This window comes from Polynucleobacter sp. es-EL-1 (assembly GCF_018687975.1).
In the GTDB taxonomy this organism is placed as follows: Bacteria; Pseudomonadota; Gammaproteobacteria; order Burkholderiales; family Burkholderiaceae; genus Polynucleobacter.
The window spans coordinates 1866840-1885836 of record NZ_CP061310.1 but is presented as its reverse complement, the minus strand read 5'-3'; the positions used below and the strand labels follow the sequence as shown (position 1 = coordinate 1885836).

At 43.5% G+C, this 18997-nt stretch carries 22 protein-coding genes, 1 tRNA gene and 1 pseudogene; 20 read left to right on the top strand and 4 right to left on the bottom strand.

All coding sequences use genetic code 11. The features are described from left to right. Window positions 1–98: 98 nt before the first annotated feature. The 5 genes from FD974_RS09665 (at window position 99) to FD974_RS09645 (ending at window position 4932) form a co-directional block, all read left to right on the top strand. Entirely contained in the window at window positions 99–2315 is a 2217-nt protein-coding gene (locus tag FD974_RS09665; RefSeq protein WP_215364629.1) for an OsmC domain/YcaO domain-containing protein, read from the top strand. Next, window positions 2296–2937, top strand: coding sequence for a trimeric intracellular cation channel family protein (locus tag FD974_RS09660; protein WP_215364626.1), 642 nt, complete (start codon window positions 2296–2298; stop codon window positions 2935–2937). The genes FD974_RS09665 and FD974_RS09660 overlap by 20 nt, the downstream gene beginning before the upstream one ends. 27 nt (window positions 2938–2964) lie before the next feature. Further along, window positions 2965–3963 carry a calcium:proton antiporter gene (locus tag FD974_RS09655; RefSeq protein WP_215364624.1) on the top strand — a complete coding sequence of 333 codons (999 nt, stop codon included), beginning with the start codon at window positions 2965–2967 and terminating at the stop codon, window positions 3961–3963. Between the two features lie 114 nt (window positions 3964–4077). After that, window positions 4078–4749 carry a YoaK family protein gene (locus tag FD974_RS09650; RefSeq protein WP_215364621.1) on the top strand — a complete coding sequence of 224 codons (672 nt, stop codon included), beginning with the start codon at window positions 4078–4080 and terminating at the stop codon, window positions 4747–4749. A gap of 107 nt (window positions 4750–4856) precedes the next feature. Then, window positions 4857–4932, top strand: a tRNA-Phe gene (locus FD974_RS09645). A 36-nt stretch (window positions 4933–4968) separates the two neighbouring features. On the opposite strand, the gene FD974_RS09640 is transcribed toward FD974_RS09645, so the two are convergent. Together FD974_RS09640 and FD974_RS09635 are read right to left on the bottom strand one after the other, a co-directional pair. Then, window positions 4969–5319, bottom strand: a complete 351-nt coding sequence (locus tag FD974_RS09640; protein ID WP_215364619.1) for a DUF3147 family protein — start codon at window positions 5317–5319, stop codon at window positions 4969–4971. 157 nt (window positions 5320–5476) lie between these two features. After that, window positions 5477–5614 carry a hypothetical protein gene (locus FD974_RS09635; protein ID WP_215364617.1) on the bottom strand — a complete coding sequence of 46 codons (138 nt, stop codon included), beginning with the start codon at window positions 5612–5614 and terminating at the stop codon, window positions 5477–5479. A gap of 178 nt (window positions 5615–5792) precedes the next feature. On the opposite strand from FD974_RS09635, the gene FD974_RS09630 reads away from it, so the two are divergent. From FD974_RS09630 to FD974_RS09575, 12 genes are all read left to right on the top strand, one after another. Beyond that, a complete protein-coding gene (locus FD974_RS09630) occupies window positions 5793–6416 on the top strand; it encodes a DUF6803 family protein (RefSeq protein ID WP_215364615.1) in 624 nt (207 codons plus the stop codon). 54 nt (window positions 6417–6470) lie between these two features. After that, a complete protein-coding gene (locus tag FD974_RS09625; protein ID WP_215364612.1) occupies window positions 6471–6932 on the top strand; it encodes a DUF411 domain-containing protein in 462 nt (153 codons plus the stop codon). A 143-nt stretch (window positions 6933–7075) separates the two neighbouring features. Further along, complete coding sequence (locus FD974_RS09620; protein WP_215364610.1) at window positions 7076–7888, top strand: lipid A biosynthesis acyltransferase; 813 nt, start codon at window positions 7076–7078, stop codon at window positions 7886–7888. Between the two features lie 114 nt (window positions 7889–8002). Then, entirely contained in the window at window positions 8003–8401 is a 399-nt protein-coding gene (locus tag FD974_RS09615; RefSeq protein WP_215364608.1) for an MAPEG family protein, read from the top strand. Between the two features lie 106 nt (window positions 8402–8507). Further along, window positions 8508–8963 carry a rhodanese-like domain-containing protein gene (locus FD974_RS09610; protein ID WP_215364606.1) on the top strand — a complete coding sequence of 152 codons (456 nt, stop codon included), beginning with the start codon at window positions 8508–8510 and terminating at the stop codon, window positions 8961–8963. 40 nt (window positions 8964–9003) lie between these two features. Next, the gene (locus FD974_RS09605) at window positions 9004–9438 is read left to right on the top strand and encodes a cupin domain-containing protein (protein WP_215364604.1); all 435 of its coding nucleotides are present in this window, start codon (window positions 9004–9006) and stop codon (window positions 9436–9438) included. Beyond that, window positions 9435–9833: a DUF1398 family protein gene (locus FD974_RS09600; RefSeq protein ID WP_215364602.1), complete on the top strand. Its 399-nt coding sequence runs from the start codon at window positions 9435–9437 to the stop codon at window positions 9831–9833. Before FD974_RS09605 ends, FD974_RS09600 begins: the two co-directional genes overlap by 4 nt. Window positions 9834–9857: 24 nt before the next feature. After that, window positions 9858–10634: a hypothetical protein gene (locus FD974_RS09595; protein ID WP_215364600.1), complete on the top strand. Its 777-nt coding sequence runs from the start codon at window positions 9858–9860 to the stop codon at window positions 10632–10634. A 74-nt stretch (window positions 10635–10708) separates the two neighbouring features. Continuing rightward, window positions 10709–10900 carry a hypothetical protein gene (locus tag FD974_RS09590; RefSeq protein WP_215364598.1) on the top strand — a complete coding sequence of 64 codons (192 nt, stop codon included), beginning with the start codon at window positions 10709–10711 and terminating at the stop codon, window positions 10898–10900. A 65-nt stretch (window positions 10901–10965) separates the two neighbouring features. Further along, on the top strand, window positions 10966–11469 hold the full coding sequence (locus tag FD974_RS09585; RefSeq protein WP_251374601.1) for a DUF1134 domain-containing protein: 504 nt from the start codon (window positions 10966–10968) through the stop codon (window positions 11467–11469). Between the two features lie 122 nt (window positions 11470–11591). Further along, window positions 11592–12692, top strand: coding sequence for a patatin-like phospholipase family protein (locus FD974_RS09580; protein WP_215364595.1), 1101 nt, complete (start codon window positions 11592–11594; stop codon window positions 12690–12692). Window positions 12693–12703: 11 nt separating this feature from the next. Continuing rightward, on the top strand, window positions 12704–13546 hold the full coding sequence (locus FD974_RS09575) for an alpha/beta hydrolase (protein ID WP_215364593.1): 843 nt from the start codon (window positions 12704–12706) through the stop codon (window positions 13544–13546). A 15-nt stretch (window positions 13547–13561) separates the two neighbouring features. Here the strand turns inward: FD974_RS09575 and FD974_RS09570 are convergent, their stop codons facing one another. Both FD974_RS09570 and FD974_RS09565 read right to left on the bottom strand, forming a co-directional pair. Beyond that, the gene (locus FD974_RS09570) at window positions 13562–14053 is read right to left on the bottom strand and encodes a cupin domain-containing protein (protein WP_215364591.1); all 492 of its coding nucleotides are present in this window, start codon (window positions 14051–14053) and stop codon (window positions 13562–13564) included. Window positions 14054–14096: 43 nt separating this feature from the next. After that, window positions 14097–15505 (bottom strand): annotated as a pseudogene (locus FD974_RS09565) (GntP family permease). A gap of 243 nt (window positions 15506–15748) precedes the next feature. Here FD974_RS09565 and FD974_RS09560 point away from each other — a divergent pair. The 3 genes from FD974_RS09560 (at window position 15749) to FD974_RS09550 (ending at window position 18993) form a co-directional block, all read left to right on the top strand. Next, window positions 15749–17269 carry a SulP family inorganic anion transporter gene (locus FD974_RS09560; RefSeq protein ID WP_215364589.1) on the top strand — a complete coding sequence of 507 codons (1521 nt, stop codon included), beginning with the start codon at window positions 15749–15751 and terminating at the stop codon, window positions 17267–17269. A gap of 379 nt (window positions 17270–17648) precedes the next feature. After that, window positions 17649–18332, top strand: a complete 684-nt coding sequence (locus FD974_RS09555) for a haloacid dehalogenase type II (RefSeq protein WP_215364587.1) — start codon at window positions 17649–17651, stop codon at window positions 18330–18332. 256 nt (window positions 18333–18588) lie between these two features. Further along, window positions 18589–18993 carry a BLUF domain-containing protein gene (locus tag FD974_RS09550; protein ID WP_215364585.1) on the top strand — a complete coding sequence of 135 codons (405 nt, stop codon included), beginning with the start codon at window positions 18589–18591 and terminating at the stop codon, window positions 18991–18993. Window positions 18994–18997: the final 4 nt, after the last annotated feature.

Here is an 18997-nt window from a genome sequence, read left to right as displayed (position 1 = left end):
TGCATCAGCGTTTTCGGCGGTCAATATATAAAGCAATATCGGCACAGTGATCGTAAATAGTGCCCACTTCACTCTTGTAGCACTTTCGGAATATTCCCATGGAAATTAAGGTTAACTTTCTCGATAAGCTGCGACTCGAAGCGAAGTTCGATGACTTCACAGTAATTGCCGATCAGCCTATTCGATATAAGGGTGATGGATCTGCTCCTGGCCCATTTGACTATTTTCTCGCCTCATCGGCATTGTGCGCTGCTTATTTTGTAAAGCTCTATTGTGATACTCGCAATATTTCTACAGAGAATATTCGCCTTTCACAAAATAATATTGTGGATCCTGAAAACCGCTACCAACAGATTTTTAAGATTCAAGTAGAGCTGCCCGAAGATATTTCGGCAAATGATCGTCAGGGAATTTTGCGCGCCATTGAACGTTGTTCTGTTAAGAAAGTGGTTCAGGCTGGACCCGAGTTTGTGATAGAAGAGGTGAAGAATCTAGATGCGGATGCTCAGGCTTTGTTGGCTTTAAAGCCAAGCCTGGATACCAATACTTACATAGCAGGTAAAGATTTGCCACTAGAGCAAACCATTGCCAATATGTCTGCAGTATTGGCAAACTTGGGAATCAAGATTGAAATTGCCTCGTGGCGCAACCTCATTCCAAACGTATGGTCTTTACATATTCGTGACGCGCATTCGCCCATGTGTTTTACGAACGGCAAGGGCTCTACAAAAGAAAGTGCTTTGGCGTCCGCCTTGGGTGAATACATTGAACGATTAAGCAACAATCATTTTTATGCTGGCGCATTTTGGGGCGACGAGATTGCTAATAGTGAATTTGTGCACTATCCCAATGAGCGTTGGTTCAAGCCAGGAAGTAAGGATGAACTACCTGCTGGCATCTTGGATGAATACTCCCTAACAATTTATAACCCTGATGGTGAATTGCGGGGTTCTCATTTAATCGACACCAATTCTGGAAATGCCCAGCGTGGCATCTGTTGCTTGCCTTATGTTAGGCAGTCAGATGGTCAGACGGTTTATTTTCCTTCGAACCTGATCGAAAACCTGTATGTCAGTAATGGCATGAGCGCTGGCAACACTTTGGCTGAAGCGCAGGTGCAATGTTTGTCTGAGATTTTTGAGCGTGCTGTTAAGCGTGAAATTCTTGAGGGAGAAATTGCCTTGCCGGATGTGCCCCAAGAGGTATTGGCAAAATATCCCAGCATCCTTGCGGGTATTCAGAGCCTAGAGGAACAGGGCTTCCCAGTGCTGGTAAAGGATGCCTCACTTGGCGGAATCTACCCAGTCATGTGTGTGACTTTAATGAATCCACGCACAGGCGGTGTGTTTGCCTCGTTTGGTGCGCACCCCAGTTTAGAGCTGGCGCTAGAGCGAAGCTTGACCGAGCTACTACAGGGGCGCAGTTTAGAGGGTTTAAATGATTTACCTGCGCCGACTTTCTCAAGCGAGGCTGTGACAGAGCCGAACAACTTTGTTGAGCACTTTATTGATTCCAGTGGCATTGTGTCCTGGCGATTTTTTAGCGCAAAGCCGGATTATGAATTTGTTGAGTGGGATTTCACAGGCCATGGCGAGGATTCGAATGTTGCAGAAGCTGCAACCTTGTTTGAAATTCTTGCCAAGTTAGGTAAAGAATCATATGTAGCAACATATGATCAGTTGGGAGCAATTGCGTGCCGAATTCTAGTACCAGGCTACTCCGAGGTTTATCCAATTGAAGATCTTGTTTGGGACAACACCAATAAAGCCTTATTGTTTCGCAATGATATTTTGAATCTACATCAACTAGACGATAGCAGCCTAAATGCCTTGCTTGAGCGATTAGAGAGTAATGAGCTAGATGAATATGGTGATATTGCTACCTTGATTGGAGTCGAGTTTGACGAGAACACTCCCTGGGGTCAGCTAACAGTATTAGAGCTCAAGCTACAGATTCATCTTGCACTCCAGAACTTTGAGCAGGCGCAAGAACTGGTAGGTGCTTTCTTGCAATATAACGACAATACGGTTGAGCGTAGATTGTTTTATCAGGCCTTAAATGCAGTCTTAGAAATCTTGTTAGATGATGAACTTGAGCTTGCAGACTACGAGATAAACTTTCGACGCATGTTCGGTGATGAGAGGATGAGCGCGGTTTTAGGCTCGGTCGATAAAAGCGTGCGATTTTATGGCTTAACGCCGACCAGCATCAAGCTGGAGGGGCTTGATAGGCATCACCGTCTGATGGATAGTTATAAAAAGTTGCACGCTGCCCGTGGAAAATCTAAGGATCCTAATGGACTCTCAAACACTTAATTTCTGGTTAGGAAGTTTAGCTACGATTGCTTTTGCAATCACGGCAGTTCTTGCGGTTAATGAGAAAGACGATATTGACATTTTCGCAGTAGTTGTTTTGGGTGGAATTACTGCTGTAGGCGGTGGAACCTTGCGCGATCTGATGCTTGGTGTGCCGGTATTTTGGCTGCCAGATGCTACGGAGATTCGCTTGGCTGTTCTGGCTAGTGCATGCGTCTTTATCGCAAGACCACTTTTTAGAATCAATAAGGTGTATTTATTAATGCTGTACCTAGACGCCTTTGGCGCGGCCTTGTTTGCCGTGCAGGGGACTCTTAAGGTTTGGGAGCTTGGTTACACCATACCAATTCTTCCCCTTATTTTTGGTGTGATGTCTGCTATAGGTGGCGGGGTAATTAGAGATGTGATCGCTGGACGGAAAACACTTTTAATGTCCAGCGAGCTTTATATTATTCCAGTGCTTTTGGGTTGCGTATCTATGATTGCAGTATTAAAGTTTTTCCCTGAGCATGCTCTTCTTGGCGAGGTGCTTTGTTCTGCACAAATATTCTTATTTAGGGCTTGTGCAATTCACTGGAATTTAAGCGTACCGAATTTCTTAGTGTTGAGATCTAAAAAATAATATTACCCATACTAAAAATTACATCCCATGATTACAGCGCTTATTCTGACAACCGCACTCATAGCCGCAGTACTTGCTTCGGTATATTTTGCTGAAATTATCGCGCATCGCGTTGGCCAACCTTATGGCACATTGATACTAGCCATTGCCGTTACTGTCATTGAGGTAGCCTTGATTGCTAGTATTTTATTAAGCAGAAGTCCTGGTAGCGAAGCGGTTGTGCGGGACTCAATCTTCGCCACCATCATGATTGTGTGCAACGGCATAGTGGGCGTTAGCTTGCTAATAGGTGCCATCAAACATCATGAGACTATTTTTAAGTCCGAGGGTAGCAATATTGCATTAGCGCTTTTAATCACGGCATCCACACTCGCTTTTGTGTTGCCTACCTACACAACCAGCACACCAGGGCCAAATTACACCCTTCCTCAACTACGAGGTGCTGCAATAGCGTGTTTTATTTTGTACGTAACCTATGTGTATGCTCAGACTATTCGTCACAAGACACTGTTTTTGGCACCCGTCTTTGATCACGCTGTGCATGGATCAAAATCCCATCCAAAGCCAAGCAATCAGAAAACGATCATCAGCGCCTTTGCGCTCATCATGGCATTAATTGCTGTGATTGTGCTTGCCAAGCAATTGGCGCCATTTATTGAGGCTGGAGTTCAGGCGGTAGGAGCGCCCCATGAAGTTGTTGGAATTCTGATTGCTTGTTTAGTGCTGTTGCCGGAGTCTTTTACAGCAATTAGGCAGGCAATTGATAACAAGATGCAAAATAGTTTTAATTTAGCGTATGGGTCGGGCTTGGCCAGTGTAGGCCTCACCATTCCAGTAGTAGCTATTCTTTCTTATGTCTTTGGCATCACCCTAACGCTTGGCCTCGATGCCAAATCATTAGTCTTCTTAATGCTGACCTTCATCTTAAGCATCATGACGATTTCCATGGGAAGGGCTACATTTGCTCAGGGCATCATTCATTTAGTCGTTTTCGGGGCGTATTTGCGTTTAAGCATTACCCCTTGAGGAAAAGCTAAATTTGAAAGATATTGCAATTATTAGAGATGGCTTTGCTACTTGTGCCATTGATAAGTAAGCAGAGCAACTAGCTATGCAGATTTCTCGCTAAGAAAGAGTTCTATGCGCATACCAGAGCATAAATTTGGCATTTATCTTTTAGCCTGTGTTTGCGGCTTGGTGGATGTGACTTCTTTTGTTGGGCTTCATGGAGTATTCTCGGCCATGATGACTGGCAATATGCTGCTGTTTGCTGTGGCACTTTCAGAAGGTCAGCCATTTGAATTGGGGTTTAAATATCTTCGTGCTCTGATAGGTTTCGCTGTTGGTGTGATTGTTGCCACCAGAATGATGAAGGCTTGTGGTGCTGGCAATCGTTCACGCAAAGTTTTTTGGTTTGTTTGGCTTTTAATTGGACTGGCGATGTTACTGGCATTTTGGCGCCAGCCTGAAACACATCATCTCCTCAGAGATGTTCTAGTAAATCTTTTATCTATGTCTATGGGTGCAATGACTGTAATTATTCGGGTCCATGGCATCCCTGATCTTGCGACGACATTATTTACTGGGACATATACAGCTCTGATTGCTGAATCTCCCCTGGGCGGTAGCAAGAGTGATAGATGGCTGAGAAGGCTAATTTCCATTTTGCTATTTATTAGCAGTGCAGCACTAGGGGGCTACTTAGCAAAAATAAATCCCGCATATACCCTGGGATTAGCGTTTGTGGTGATGTCGATGGCTATGGTGATATTTCAAAAGTCTGCACAGGAGCAGGCTGACCCGCCGTCATGAAGCAGGAGCCCCCTGCAAGCCCTGGTTTACCAGGTTTACCCAAGAGATGGCCACAGTAGGCGCATTTTTAAAGCTCCTCAGCAGTTTCATTTATAATCCTCAGTCTTGGCCTGGTAGCTCAGTCGGTAGAGCAGAGGATTGAAAATCCTTGTGTCGGTGGTTCGATTCCGCCCCGGGCCACCAAGAAACACCAAAACCACCCTCGGGTGGTTTTTTCATTTACAGAAGATTAATTCCAAAGCCCTTCATCATCAAGGCAAATAGGCCAAAACAGACAAATGTCACCACTACGCAAGCTCCCATAGCCATCCAAAAGCCTAACTTTGGAAGCAAGTATGGAAATAGTAAAAACATGGGTAGGGTGGGAATCACATACCAGAAGGTGTAATAAGCGTGATTAGCTATCTTCTCTTCGGATTGGTTTTCAACATATAGCCATACAAGTGTTAGAAGAGTCATCAGCGGCAATGCCGCAATAAAGCCACCCAGTCGATCGCTGCGTTTGGCTACTTCAGAAATGAATACAATCATTCCGGCGGTTAGTAAGTATTTGGCGATGATCCAAGCCATTTGAGCCTTTAGTTTGTGTGCTTGCCCCATTATAGGAATGTCGTCTAAAACGACAAAATCATTAAATGGGCATAGAATTAAGATATGAGAAATATTTGTACTGCTCTCTGCCTGAGTTTATTTGCTAGCCTCATTCATGCGGGTAGCATGCCCACGGCTAATGTCGGGCTAGGGCAGTCATATTCTCAGCATGTTGTTCAACATGATTGTCATTCAACTGTCGATACAACAATTGATAAGTCACAATCAACAAACCATCAAGCACAGCATCAATGCTGTTTGGGCGTAATAGCAAGCTTATCTAAAGACCAATATATTCAGCCAGATTTTTCCAGCCACTTTGTTGTGTGGGTTCCTCAATTAGTTATTGAGACAATCCCCAATCACATCTTCAAACCTCCAAGACTGAATAGTTAACTACGCATTAACTAATTTTGTGGCATCTAGCCACCGCAATCTATTGGAGAAATCTTATGAACATGACTCACTACATGGAGTTATTGGCTGTTAATCAGCCTTGGAATTTAATTATTTTTATGGCCATACCAATTGTTTTGGCCGAAACCTTAGCTATTACTGAGCTATATATACTCTTTACTCGTAAGTTCGATGGCGCAGTTTATTACCTCAATCGCTTTTCTGGAATTGCAGTGGGTATCTACTTTATCGGCATTATTTACTACATTGTGACTAATGCCATCATTCCTATTACACGGGCAGGTGAGTGGAGAACTGTGATTGATGTAATCGCTGTCACCACTTACGTCATCGCAGGATTGCCGCTGATCTGGATTGCCCTACAAGAGTTCGGTTTAGTTAATCGAGCACTAGATCAAATGGGTAAGTTAAAGATCCATGCGATCTGTGTTGCCTTGTTCTTGGTATTTGGACACGTCGCGATGATTGCAGGCATGCTAGATCCATCCATTCTTGGTTACAAGGGGGCTAGTTCTCATCAAATGAGTTCTGGTGCTGATAGCCATGAATTTTGTCATCCCGAAGAGCATGAAAAGATGGCGAAGCAACATCAGCAAATGATGGGTAATGGACAAATGAAACAAAACATGCCAATGAATACCCAAGGACACAACCACTAATCAGGGGATTGCCTGTAAGGGCAATCTTTACTTTAAGAAAGTGATGGTTAAAAGATGAAACAAATAAATCAACAAAGGAGACTTATTTCTTTAGGATTGGTTTTATTGCCTACGCTGAGTTTTGCCGCCACTGAAAAACCTGTGATTACTATGTGGAAGAGTCCTACTTGCGGCTGTTGTAAAGATTGGGCTGACCATGTTGAGAAGAATGGTTTTTTTGTCAAAACTTATCTAGATGGCAATGATGAGATTCGCAAGAAGTTAGGAATGCCTATCCAATTTGGCTCTTGTCACACCGCATTAATTGGTGGGTACGCGATTGAAGGTCATGTGCCTGCTAAAGAAATTAAGCGACTCTTGGCAGAAAAGCCTAAAGCGGTTGGACTTGCTGTTCCTGCTATGCCAGTTGGCTCTCCGGGTATGGATGGTCCTGAATATAAGGGCAGAAAAGATGCTTACGATGTTTTATTAATTGGATTTAATGGCAAATCTACTATCTACCAAGCCTATAGGTAGAGTCAGGCATCCTTGTGTCGGTGGTTCGATTCCGCCCCGGACCACCAAAAAACACCAAAACCACCCTCGGGTGGTTTTTTCATTAATAGCGTCTAGAATGGCCAATGTTGAATTTCACATTGAGGCTATTTAGCTCTCTTCCATTGGCAGCCATTCAAATTATTGGCGCTGGCATAGGCGTATTGATTTACTTATTATCTCCCAGGTACCGGCGACGTCTTTATACAAACCATGAGAGCGCAGCCCATTATTCGGGATTCAAATCAACCCCGTGGAGGGTGGCGGCTGAATCTGGAATGATGTTTGCTGACACATTATGGATTTGGCGACATCCAAAATCGTCCATTGAGAAAGTTAGCATAGAGCATTTAGATCAAGTTATTGAGCTATCCAAAAATGGAAAAGGCTTAATTGTTCTTGCTTCACATTTAGGGGGCTTTGAAATAGTGCCACGTATTTTTGCTGAGCATACAAGGGCAACAGTAATGTATAGACCAGCTAGAAAAAAATGGGTGAATGAGCTTATGCTTAAGTCACGTAAACACCCTGAAATTGATTTTGTTGAAGCAAATATCAGTGGTGTTCGTCAGATTAAACGAGCTTTGGTAAAAGGTGAGGTAGTTGGCCTATTGGCGGACCAGGTGCCCAGCGTTGGCGATGGAGTATGGGCTAAATTTTTTAATCAATATGCCTACACAACATCATTTCCAGTTAAATTGGCTCGCCAAGCGAACGTAGCAGTTCTTTTTGTGGGGGCAGAAAGGCTGGGGCTGGGAAAGGGCTGGCTAATTAAGAGTCGATTGATGACAGAAGCCTTTCCAGATTGCCTAGTTGATGCCTGCACAGAAATGAATCAATGTTTTGAGAAAATGATACTTTCAAAGCCACGCCAATATATGTGGTCTTACAATCGCTACAAAAGACCAGCGGGAGCAGAATTGCCTCCCACAGAGTAAGGCATCCTTGGTTCCGGTCGATTCCGCCCCGGGCCACCAAAAAAGACTAAAACCACTTTCGGGTGGTTTTTTCTTTTTCTAATTAATATCTAAGAATTCTCTTGGGAGCTCAAAATGTTATTAATCACCTCAATTATTGCCGCCGCCTTAACGATCATCTTTATCAAACTCTCATTTGCTGTTATTGGCCTTAGAAAAAAGAATCAGGTTGGCTTGGGAAGTGGGGGTCACGAGGATCTTGAGAGGGCGATTCGTGCACAAGGAAACTTTGCTGAATACGTGCCTTTCGGAATCATCTTGATCGCTTGCTTAGAGTTAAATGGAGCCCCTTGGTGGTTGGTGGCGATATCAGGCATCACTTTAATCATTGGACGATTAATTCACGCTATAGGTATTCATGAGCCACCACCAGAGTTCAGTAAGCGTATTTTGGGCATGAAGCTCACATTTGCTACCTTGATTGCATTGGTTGTTTTGAACTTGGGATGGGCCCTATATGAGCTAGTTGGATAGGATTGGGCATCATAGGATCTAATTGATTCCATCCCAGTTAGCAATGTTAGGAAGGCCGACTTAGGATATATTTGCTAAATCCACCAACCACAACAACCATACTTAAATGAAAAAAATATTACTTGCGCTTGCGCTGGCATCATTGGTGGCAAGCCCAGCATTTGCTGATAACAAAGCCATTGCGATTGATGAGATGGCAGGCTATTTAGAGTTTGTGGACTATGGTGGCGGGGTTATCTTTGCCGAGCAAATTCCTGCAGAAGAATATCAAAAGATGATGATTATTGATGCTCGGGATAAGACACAGTTTGATAAGAGTCATATTCCCGGCGCAGTCAATATTGAATGGCGACAAGTATTGGCGCAAAAAGATAAGATCCCCAAAAATAAACCAGTCTTGATTTACTGCAATACCGGCAGCCTTTCAGCGCAGGCAGGCTTTGTGCTTAGGATGGCAGGTTATGAGAATTTACGCATTCTTCAGGGTGGGTATGAAGAATGGAAATCCAAGGGCGGAATAGATGCTTATAAGAAGGCTGTAAATAAACAACCCAAGCATTAGGCGCTGATTGATATCGTTCAAATCTAGATTGGGGTCATACATGAAGCATCTGATTGCAGTTCTATTGACAGCATTTCCGCTAACTTCATTTGCTCAGTTAGCGCAGGCCAATCAAATCCCGGGCGAAGTTAAAGTTACCCAGATTCTGAAGGCTACTAAAGAGTGGGACGGTAGCCCGCTTCCACCGTACCCTGCCAAGAACCCTGAAATTACTATTCTTCGCTATGAAATACCACCGGGCATAAGATTGCCCATGCATAAACATCCGGTAATTAATGCGGGCGTCATTCTGCAAGGGCAGCTCACGGTGACCGCAAAGGATGGTAAACAATTAATTTTGAATGAAGGTGACTCAATTGTTGAGTTGGTCGATAAATGGCACTATGGAGCCAACACAGGATCTGTACCCGTAAAACTCATTATGTTTTATGTTGGAGAGGTGGGAGTTCCTTTGGTAATTAAAGGCAATCAATGAATGCTCTGACGAAAGAGCTTCTTGAAAAGTACGCCCATGAATCCCATGCGGGCCTTTTAACTTTTCCCCAGGTATTGACTCGTTTAGTCGGTGCCGGGATCGAATCTTATTTTGCCGACTATCGAGATCAGTCAACTACATATTATTTGTCCAGCAATGAAGCTATTCGCATCCCTATGAAAATGCCTTACATAGAGATTCCAAATGAATTTAATCGTGAGGGTGTTGTTGCGGCAATTCATGGGGCTCAGAGTGATCAGGTTAGATACCCACAGTTTTTGGAATTAACTATGTTGGCTGGCTGTATTGGGTATATGGTTTGGATCACTGGTAAACAGGCAAGTTATTTTGGTAGACAAGGCGAAGTGCATATAGAGTATTTCCCTGAAGAATAAATCTAGTAGCGCATAAAATAGACTATGCCTATTGCAATTATTCAAGGTAGTGGAGATGTGGGCTCCGCGGTCGCCCATCAATTAACTCTTGAGGGTTTTCAGGCCATTATTGTTGACGACATTGCTCCCGCTCATGCACGTCGCGGCATGAGCTTTGTCGATGCATTCTACGAAGGCGCCGCTTTATTGAGCAGCGTTAAGGCGCGCTATACGGATGATGTTTCTTTTACAGAGGTGCGGGAAGTACTAGTAAGCAGTTGCGATGTAGCAAAATTACTTACTCAATTGAGTGTCGGTCTCGTGATTGATGCGCGCATGAGAAAAAGAATGCTTCCCGAGTTACCCGCTTGGAAAGCCCAGCATCAAGCGTTATTGATTGGCTTGGGTCCTGGGTTTGAGGTCGGCAATAACTGTGACCTTGCTATTGAGACTGCTTGGGGAGGTTCATTAGGCGAAAGCGTAAGGTCGTCAACGAAAGCTCTTGCAGGCCATCCCAAGCCCATTGATGGCCACACACGAGAGCGCATTGTTTATGCCCCTCAAGCGGGTAAATGGAATACCCAGTTTAATGTGGGTGATGTTGTCAAGGCGGGAGAGATTTTGGGAGATATCGAAGCACAGATAATTACGGCCCCACTATCAGGCAGGTTGAGAGGGATTAGTCATGGGAACGCTCAAGCAAGTAAAGCACAAAAGATAATAGAGATTGACCCATCTCATCTTGAGCAGATATACGGCATTGGTGAAAGGCCTATGAAGATAGCGCAAGGCATTATTAAGGCGTTACACACAAGAAAGTAGGACGAACTAAGCACGATTGATTGAGCTTTCGTTTTCAGGTAATGTCTTTTATTCAATATTGAATAAGCAAAGTGATGACTAATAAAGCGAATGAAAGCAGCGCAGATAAGGCTAATTACAACAGTCCTAATAATGAAGATTCTGAGACTCAGGACAAAAAAGCTGACCTCGCTAAAAATCAGACATACAGCGAAAGAAAATCCGCTCTAAGCAAGCGCGAGATCATGGAGGAGTTGTCTCGCCAACGATTTCCTTGGGAGGATTAGTCTGAGCCTTAAAGCAGGTTGTCGATTTGTAATGCTTAACTAACTAGAGTAAGCTTAAGGAAGCAATGTTGCTAATTACGCAATCAGGATTTGTAGGTTGCAATCAGTGGAGAAGTTACATGACAAGTATTCGTAAAGTACTATCGTTTTTAATCTTGGGATTATCTGTTTTGAGTTTTGGCGCAAGCGCTGCAGACGCACCCAAAAAGCCATCTGGCACAGTGAGCATTAATGAAACTCAATTTGCCTTAATTGTTGGCGGTAGCACTGGCGGCGGCGTGTTAACCTACCAAGGAAAAAAATATCCTTTCAAAATTGGTGGCATGAGTCTTGGGGCCAATGTGGGCGTATCTAAACTCTCTGCTAGTGGCGAAGTTTATGACCTGGCTGATCTTGCCAAATTCCCAGGCACTTTTACTAAGCTTGAGAGCAGTATTACATTGGGTGGCGGTGTTGGCGGAACAATACTAAAAAATGAGAATGGTGTCATCATGCGCCTAACAAGCACCTCTGAGGGCCTCCAGTTAAATCTGAGCGCCAGTGGTGTCACTGTTAAATTTGACAAGTAAGCACTTCATATTGTGATGCCACAATAAAATTTTTTATTCTATATGGCACTCCTTAAACCACCTTCGGGTGGTTTTTCATTTTGGCATCTGCTATAAATTGATTAACTATTGAAGGAGCTAGCATGACCCAATCTTCTCGCCGCCATTTCCTAAAAACATCCGTAATAGGATCTGCATCACTTGTCAGTGTTGCTGGAGTGGAGTCTGCCTTAGCTCAGCCAAATATTCCAAAATCAACGCTTGAGCTCAAGGCACAAGAGATTTCTAAAAATCTATACGCCGATGATGGTTTGGCAATTCCAATTGCTAGTAAACCTACAGTTTCAAGGCTAGCTAAGGGCATGGACCGTACTATGGTTCTGGGTGGTGGCGGTGAATACTACATCGCTTGGTATTGCGGATTTTTCCATGGCCTGCTTGAACAAGGTTTAGATATGGCCAAGCTACCTGAGATGGTTGTGGGGACTTCTGCTGGATCATATATGGGCTCATCATTACTATCAGGGGAATTCTTACGCTTGCGAAGTGAATTTGATTTCTTTGGAAAGTTTCCTGAAATCCTTGCCAAGATCGCACCAGTAACTAAGCCTAACCTCAGTCAAATGCGGGCAGATCAACTAAACATGAGTGCGGTTGATGGCAGCATTGAGACACGCAGAGTTATAGGCCATGCCGCCCTAGCCGCCGATAACAAGTTAAACGGTGAGCGTCTTGAAAAGCTGGCTGCATTGCTAACAGGAGATAGCAAAAAAGATTGGCCGACTAGTCGAATGTATACAACAGGCATTGACTGCTATACCGGAGAGCGCATAGTCGTCAGTCAACAGGCTGCTAGAAAAAATAATATCCCCTTGGCTCATGGTGCTGCAGCCAGTAGCTCCTTGCCCGGTGTTGTTGGGCCAACTTTATTGGGCCAGCGTTATGTCATGGATGGCGGCATTTGTTCTAATCCGGCGCATGTGGATTTAGTGGCCGGCTCTAAACGATCCTTGATTATTACCTTGACTGATGGCGTGACAGGTGCAGTTCTCACGACGATTCCACACCCCATTGCTAAAAACATTAAAGACATAGAGGCTTCTGGCACCAAGACGATGTGGATCGTTGCAGGAACCCCGAAGGGCATAAATTTGCTTGACCCCAAACAAATTGCAGGCGCCCTACGCATTGGTTATGAGCGATCCAAAGCTGAGGCAGCAAAAATAAAAGCATTTTGGAGCTAAAGGAATTTATTATGAAATGGTTATTGGGCATCTGCACTCTAGTTTGCTTAAATCAGGCAATCGCTCAGACAATGACCCCCATCCTTTTAGAGGTTGATGTGGGGAGGGAGTCGGGAGTTTTTTCAAAATCACCAGTTGTACAAAGAGCGATCTTATTAAAACCATCAGTCCCATCAGATACTGCATTACTCTTTTATCGTGGCTGGTCTGGAATTGCGAACATCAAGTCTGAAAACGATTGGAAGCGAAATCTAAACTATTTAAAGAACAACACGGAGTTATTTGCCCAGTCAGGTATTGCGCTGGTAGTCATGGATTGCCCAAGCGATGAAAATAAAGTTGCCCCTGGTAATAAGCCTCTAGCTTGTAATGACGATTATCGATCGTCAAAGCAGCATGCCGATGATGTGCGAAAAATTATTGCGCTTCTAAAGGAAAAGTATGGCATCAATAATTTCTACGTCATGGGCCATAGCTATGGAACAGTCTCATCGAAGTGGCTAGCTAAAAATCTGGGCAATGAAATACAGGGCAGTATTCACTCTGCATCTATGACCGTAGCTAATAATTACAACAGGAGTTATGGCTCTTCAGTAGAGTCATTTGATATGGCAGCATTAAAAGCCCCGGTGCTTAACATTCATCATGGAGATGACCAATGTTCACATACGCCATATTCAACCGTGGTGGCGTATTCTAAAAGTAATCTGATTACCGTAAGGGGTGGCGAAGGAACTGGAGATATTTGTGGGGGCACCCATCTTCATTCCATGGCCGGAAGAGAGGAGCTTGCCACTAAGGCAATTATTCAGTGGATTAAAACCCGTCAGGTTGAAGCTGTTGTTGGCTCATAGTTTGTATAGATGCCATTAAACCCGCGTGAAATCCTCAATCGCTTTCCTATTGTCTGCCGAGTTGCCAAATTCTGTTAATAAAGCCGCTCGGTTTGCAATTTCAAAATCTTCAAATTCAAAGCCGGGCGCTACTGCACAACTGACTAAGCTAAAGGAATCTTGTTGTAGAGGTTTAGCGGCAAACCAAGTATTGGCAAGAATGGTTGCCTGTAAATTCTGAGATTCATGCCCTAGTTGTAAGGTCTGCAAGATTTTATTTTGATCAAAAAAGTAAATCAGCACATCACAACCAAGATGAAAGTACCAAGTTTCATCAGAGCTAATTCGATGCCAAGATGAAAAGTCATTACCTGAGAGCAGATAGTAGATGCTAGTTAACGCACTTTTCTTGCTCGCCCCATTTGCATCTCGTACAACGGTTGTAGATCGATGCATTTCCTTATAAAAACCACCCTCTGGATGGGGCTCTAGTTGTAGCGTATTCACAAGCCTATCTATTTCTTGCATGATGTTTTCCTATGAACAATTCTGCAGCCCTTACACAGCACTATCAAAAATTCCCAAATATAGAGGCAAGAAGAATTACTACAGCTAGGGCAATTAATGGAAACACAATCGTGACCATTGCAATATAGCGATAGCCCTCGCGATGGGTGAGTTGACAAATACCTAGAAGGGTAATCACAGCACCATTGTGCGGTAAGGTATCCATGCAGCCAGATGCCATGACGGCAATACGATGTAAGAGTTCAGGGCTGATGCCCAGCGCCGTTGCTTTGGCTAAATAATCAGCACCCAGAGTTTGCAATGCAATTGACATGCCGCCAGATGCTGAGCCAGTAATGCCAGCAAGTACATTCACAGCAACAGCTTCACTAATGAGGGGATTGCCAGGTGAAATATTGAGCACAAACTCTTTGATCAAAACAAAGCCACTCAAGCTTGCTATCACTGAGCCATAGCCTACTTCTGAGGCAGTGTTCAGAATTGGCAGCATAGAGCCAATCGATCCTTGGTTAATTGCTTCGTTTGCTTTGGCGGCTTGTTTCGCCACTAATGCTTGCAGAATATAAATAAATAGGATGCCTACTGTGAGAGCAATGATGATGGCCCAAATCCCCGTGAGCGATGATAGTGATGAAATACCAAAAGTGTTTTCTTGTAAGAATTGAGGGCGCCAATGAGGCAAAAACCATTTAGCCATCAGCAAATTGCTTAGACCCATAAGCAGGATGGGCAAGATCGCAATTTGAAAAGGTATTTTTATAGCGATAGAGGTGATTTGATTTCTGGAATCATGTTGATCAGAAAAATCAGCGGGTGTAGCTTTGACACTTTGACCCAGTAAACGCTTTTGGCGATTGAGCCATACTGCGCCAAAACCCAACATAATGCAGCTAGCAATAAAGCCCAGTCCCGGTGCAGCAAAAGCATCTGTTCCAAAAAAAGGCTTGGTATCGAGTTTTGTACTGAAGGAGTTCCAGGTAAGGCCGTCATGGTAAATGTGAACGCACCTAATGCAATTGCCCCTGGCAATAAATTGAGTGATATTGATGAACGCTCAAAGAGTGATTTGCCGATGGGGAACATCATGAAAGCTACAACAAACAAAGAGACTCCGCCATAGGTCAAGATAGCGCAAGCAAGTACAACAGCCAGAAGCGCATGTTGAGAACCCAATTTTTGCGTGATGCCATTTGCAATCGTTAAAGCATATCCTGAGGACTCCATCAGCTTGCCAAATATTGATCCCAATAGAAAGAGTGGGAAGTATTGAATGAGATAGCCGCCCATTGCCTTCATAAACACTTGGGTGTAAATAGGCAAGAGGTCGCTGAGATTGCCGCTGAGCAAGACTGCTAGTAGTGCCATCACTGGGGCCAGAATTAATACACTCATACCTCTATAGGCGAGTAGCATTAGTAGGCCGAGTGATACAAAGATTGCAATTAAATCCATAGTGTTCTTCTCGCAAATTAGAGATGGCAATGCTTCAGTATAGTAATGTGCATCACCGGTATTGAATTTCCATGATGAAGCCCATGAGCATATGAAGGAGAATGTCTTATTGGGTTTGCTAAGTAGATTGCCTATTCTTTAGGTCATCTAATACGTGGTTTAAAATCAGTAGCTCGTTAACACCCTTAATATCATCACTTTTGACGTAACAACAAATGGGTTGTTGTGCTCATAGAAAGCCATATGACCTCAATCTCAGCACAAGAAATCAAAATTAATATTTTGGGAGGCCTTACGGTTGCTCTCGCAATGGTTCCGGAGGCTATTGCTTTTGCTTTGGTTGCACATGTATCCCCCTTAACAGGCTTATACGCAGCATTTATTGTTGCTTTAATTACATCGGCGTTTGGCGGAAGACCGGGAATGGTCTCGGGAGCTACTGGTGCCTTGGCAGTAGTAATGGTCGCTTTAGTGGTCACTCATGGCGTCGAATATCTATTTGCTACTGTAGTCCTGATGGGCGTCCTACAAGTCTTATTTGCCGTTGCTAAGTTAGGTAAGTTAATTCGAATGGTGCCTTATCCAGTCATGTTGGGTTTCGTCAATGGCCTAGCAATTGTGATTTTTTTGGCGCAGTTCAGCCACTTCAAGGTAACTGATGCCAACGGAGTTACTGTTTGGATGAGTGGACAAGCCCTTTATGTCATGCTGGGTTTAATCGCTCTAACGATGGTGATTATTTATTTGTTTCCCAAGATTACTAAAGCCGTTCCAGCTACGCTGGTAGGCATCTTGGCAGTGTCCTTATTGGTTGCCTTTACTGGCATAGAAACAAAGACTGTTGGTGACTTGGGCTCTATTGCTGGTGGATTACCAACATTTCATATTCCTAATGTAGACCTGAGTTTTGAGACTCTACGTATTATTTTCCCGTATGCCATTATCTTGGCTGCCATTGGATTGATTGAGTCTTTACTTACGCTCAATCTCATTGATGAAATGACTGATACCCGTGGTAAGCCAAACAAAGAATGTATGGCACAGGGAGCTGCCAATATTGTGACAGGCTTTTTTGGAGGCATGGGGGGTTGTGCCATGATTGGTCAAAGCATGATCAATGTGAATAATGGCGCCCTTAAAAGGTTGTCGGGCATCTCGATGTCACTTTTTTTACTCAGCTTTATTTTGTTTGGTTCGAGCCTCATTGAGGCGATACCTCTAGCAGCTTTAATTGGGGTGATGTTCTTTGTTTCCGAAAAAACATTTGAATGGGGTAGTCTGGCTGCGCTTAAAAAGATCCCAAGATCTGACGCCATCATTGTTGTTGCTGTAACGGTTGTTACTGTATTTACTGACTTGGCCATTGCGGTCATTTTAGGCATTGTGATTGCCGCCCTAGTCTTTGCTTGGCAACATGCTAAGCAAATTAATGTCAAAACTTACACAGATGACAAAGGTTGGAAGGTTTATGAATTAGAGGGCTCTTTATTCTTTGCTTCTATTGCCCAATTTCAAAACTTGTTTAGCCCTAAAGAAGATCCTGAGCATGTTGTCATTGAATTTAAGCGCTCAAAGGTGATGGATCATTCAGCCGTTGAGGCAATTGACACTCTTGCTACTCGATATCAAGCAGAGGGTAAACGACTCCATTTAAGACACCTCAGCTCCGATTGTCTAGAGTTGCTTGAGAAGGCAAAAGATATGGTGGAGGTCAACACTTACGAAGACCCCCACTATCATATTGCTGATAGTAAGTTGGGTTAATTAATCTTCAGCCCCTAATGTATGCAATCAAGATGCCCATGTTTGTTCTCCCTGTAAGGTCTCTGGTTTCAAAATACTTGCTAAATCCCTGTCATATTCATGGTTAAGAAAATATAGGTTTTCAGCTAGCCCCGCTAATTTCATTTGTACTTTCATGCTGATCTCCATCTTTTATGAGTTGCGATGGGTGTATCTTGCGCTTAATGGGCTGATCAGTCCAACGAATTTATATGAAGAACTTAATCGATTAAGTCGATAACTACTTAAAAGGGATTTTTTGGTAGTTGTCAGACTGGTGTTTACATGAATAAACCACAACGCTATGAGCGCGTATTTGCTAGACTGCAATCAGTAAATCTAGAAAGAATCGAATTTAACAATGTATAAGCTTATTGCTTTTGATGCCTACGGCACCTTGTTCGATGTGTACTCAATTAGTCAGTTAGCCGAAGAGTTTTTTCCTGGAAATGGTCAGGCATTGGCCTTGATGTGGCGCGATCGTCAAATTGAATACACCCGACTAGTGACGATGAGTGATCCTAATCCAAGTGGTAGCAAGCATTACTTGCCCTTCTGGGACATCACTATTTTGTCTTTGCGTTATGTTTGCCAACGAATGGCTTTAGTTCTTACTCCAGAGTATGAGAAGCACCTCATGGATCAATATGCCAAGCTCACTCCGTTTGAGGATAGCCTTAATGTTTTGAAGACCATTAAGGAGCAAGGTAAATTTACGGCGATTTTGTCTAACGGCAGCAAAGAAATGCTTGCTACCGTTGTTCAGAGTGGTGGACTAACTCCATACCTTGATCAATTGCTCACTGTAGAAGAGGTGCGATTATTCAAAACAGCGCCACAAGTATATGAGCTCTTATTAAAAGCTTTTCCTGTGCAAAAAAAAGAAATTTTGTTTATTTCTAGTAATGCTTGGGATGCTTTGGCGGCTAAATGGTTTGGTGTTGATGTTTTTTGGGTTAATCGATTGGGGCATCCTTTTGAAGAGATTGGGGAACGCCCCAACTATGAAGGAAGCTCATTAAGTGAGATAGTGTCAATTCTTTAAGATAAGCCGGCAAGCGGATGCTTGCTGTTTAGACTTAAAGCTAATAATCTACTGAACGATCATATGACTGTACGCCCAATATTGAGCATTATCCTATTTGCTATCACTGCGATTATGTTGGGTGGGTGTCAGGCAAGCTCTACATCACCGGATGGGGTCAGTTGTGATTTCAGGCAAGAGAAGCCCTTATGGGAAATGCCTTTGGTGTGTCAGGGTAGATAGTCATGATGTCCATAGTTAGTCTGCATTCATTGCAATGAATCAGCCCCAGCTCATTTCTCTTAGTTATATTAGCAAGGCCACCCAAGATATGGGTGTCTTGGCCTTAATGCGCTTAACCGATCAGGCTTCACAGCTCAATCAAAAATTAGCAATTACAGGGGTTCTCTTTTATGAGAATCAGCATTTTGGTCAAACCATTGAAGGCCCTAAGAAAGCCGTCATGCTGTTGTGGGAAAAAATTCAGAAAGATCCACGCCATCAAAATGTTCGCATGCTAGAGGTGGGCGATATTGAGGCTAGACGTTTTCCAGCTTGGTCTATGCGCTTTTTCTTGGCAAAAGAAATTGTCAAAAAGATGCCCCAATTAACAGGAGTGCTAGATGGCTTGCCAGAGCATGACGATGAATTATTAAAGTTAATGCGCAGCGCTAATAGTTAGCTGC

What these genes read in the sequence shown, in the direction of transcription:
- FD974_RS09665 (WP_215364629.1), top strand. Translation starts at nt 99, where the DNA reads ATGGAAATTAAGGTTAACTTTCTCGATAAGCTGCGACTCGAAGCGAAG.
- FD974_RS09660 (WP_215364626.1), top strand. Translation starts at nt 2,296, where the DNA reads ATGGACTCTCAAACACTTAATTTCTGGTTAGGAAGTTTAGCTACGATT.
- FD974_RS09655 (WP_215364624.1), top strand. Translation starts at nt 2,965, where the DNA reads ATGATTACAGCGCTTATTCTGACAACCGCACTCATAGCCGCAGTACTT.
- FD974_RS09650 (WP_215364621.1), top strand. Translation starts at nt 4,078, where the DNA reads ATGCGCATACCAGAGCATAAATTTGGCATTTATCTTTTAGCCTGTGTT.
- FD974_RS09640 (WP_215364619.1), bottom strand. Translation starts at nt 5,319, where the DNA reads ATGGCTTGGATCATCGCCAAATACTTACTAACCGCCGGAATGATTGTA.
- FD974_RS09630 (WP_215364615.1), top strand. Translation starts at nt 5,793, where the DNA reads ATGAACATGACTCACTACATGGAGTTATTGGCTGTTAATCAGCCTTGG.
- FD974_RS09625 (WP_215364612.1), top strand. Translation starts at nt 6,471, where the DNA reads ATGAAACAAATAAATCAACAAAGGAGACTTATTTCTTTAGGATTGGTT.
- FD974_RS09615 (WP_215364608.1), top strand. Translation starts at nt 8,003, where the DNA reads ATGTTATTAATCACCTCAATTATTGCCGCCGCCTTAACGATCATCTTT.
- FD974_RS09610 (WP_215364606.1), top strand. Translation starts at nt 8,508, where the DNA reads ATGAAAAAAATATTACTTGCGCTTGCGCTGGCATCATTGGTGGCAAGC.
- FD974_RS09605 (WP_215364604.1), top strand. Translation starts at nt 9,004, where the DNA reads ATGAAGCATCTGATTGCAGTTCTATTGACAGCATTTCCGCTAACTTCA.
- FD974_RS09600 (WP_215364602.1), top strand. Translation starts at nt 9,435, where the DNA reads ATGAATGCTCTGACGAAAGAGCTTCTTGAAAAGTACGCCCATGAATCC.
- FD974_RS09595 (WP_215364600.1), top strand. Translation starts at nt 9,858, where the DNA reads ATGCCTATTGCAATTATTCAAGGTAGTGGAGATGTGGGCTCCGCGGTC.
- FD974_RS09590 (WP_215364598.1), top strand. Translation starts at nt 10,709, where the DNA reads ATGACTAATAAAGCGAATGAAAGCAGCGCAGATAAGGCTAATTACAAC.
- FD974_RS09585 (WP_251374601.1), top strand. Translation starts at nt 10,966, where the DNA reads ATGTTGCTAATTACGCAATCAGGATTTGTAGGTTGCAATCAGTGGAGA.
- FD974_RS09580 (WP_215364595.1), top strand. Translation starts at nt 11,592, where the DNA reads ATGACCCAATCTTCTCGCCGCCATTTCCTAAAAACATCCGTAATAGGA.
- FD974_RS09575 (WP_215364593.1), top strand. Translation starts at nt 12,704, where the DNA reads ATGAAATGGTTATTGGGCATCTGCACTCTAGTTTGCTTAAATCAGGCA.
- FD974_RS09570 (WP_215364591.1), bottom strand. Translation starts at nt 14,053, where the DNA reads ATGCAAGAAATAGATAGGCTTGTGAATACGCTACAACTAGAGCCCCAT.
- FD974_RS09560 (WP_215364589.1), top strand. Translation starts at nt 15,749, where the DNA reads ATGACCTCAATCTCAGCACAAGAAATCAAAATTAATATTTTGGGAGGC.
- FD974_RS09555 (WP_215364587.1), top strand. Translation starts at nt 17,649, where the DNA reads ATGTATAAGCTTATTGCTTTTGATGCCTACGGCACCTTGTTCGATGTG.
- FD974_RS09550 (WP_215364585.1), top strand. Translation starts at nt 18,589, where the DNA reads ATGAATCAGCCCCAGCTCATTTCTCTTAGTTATATTAGCAAGGCCACC.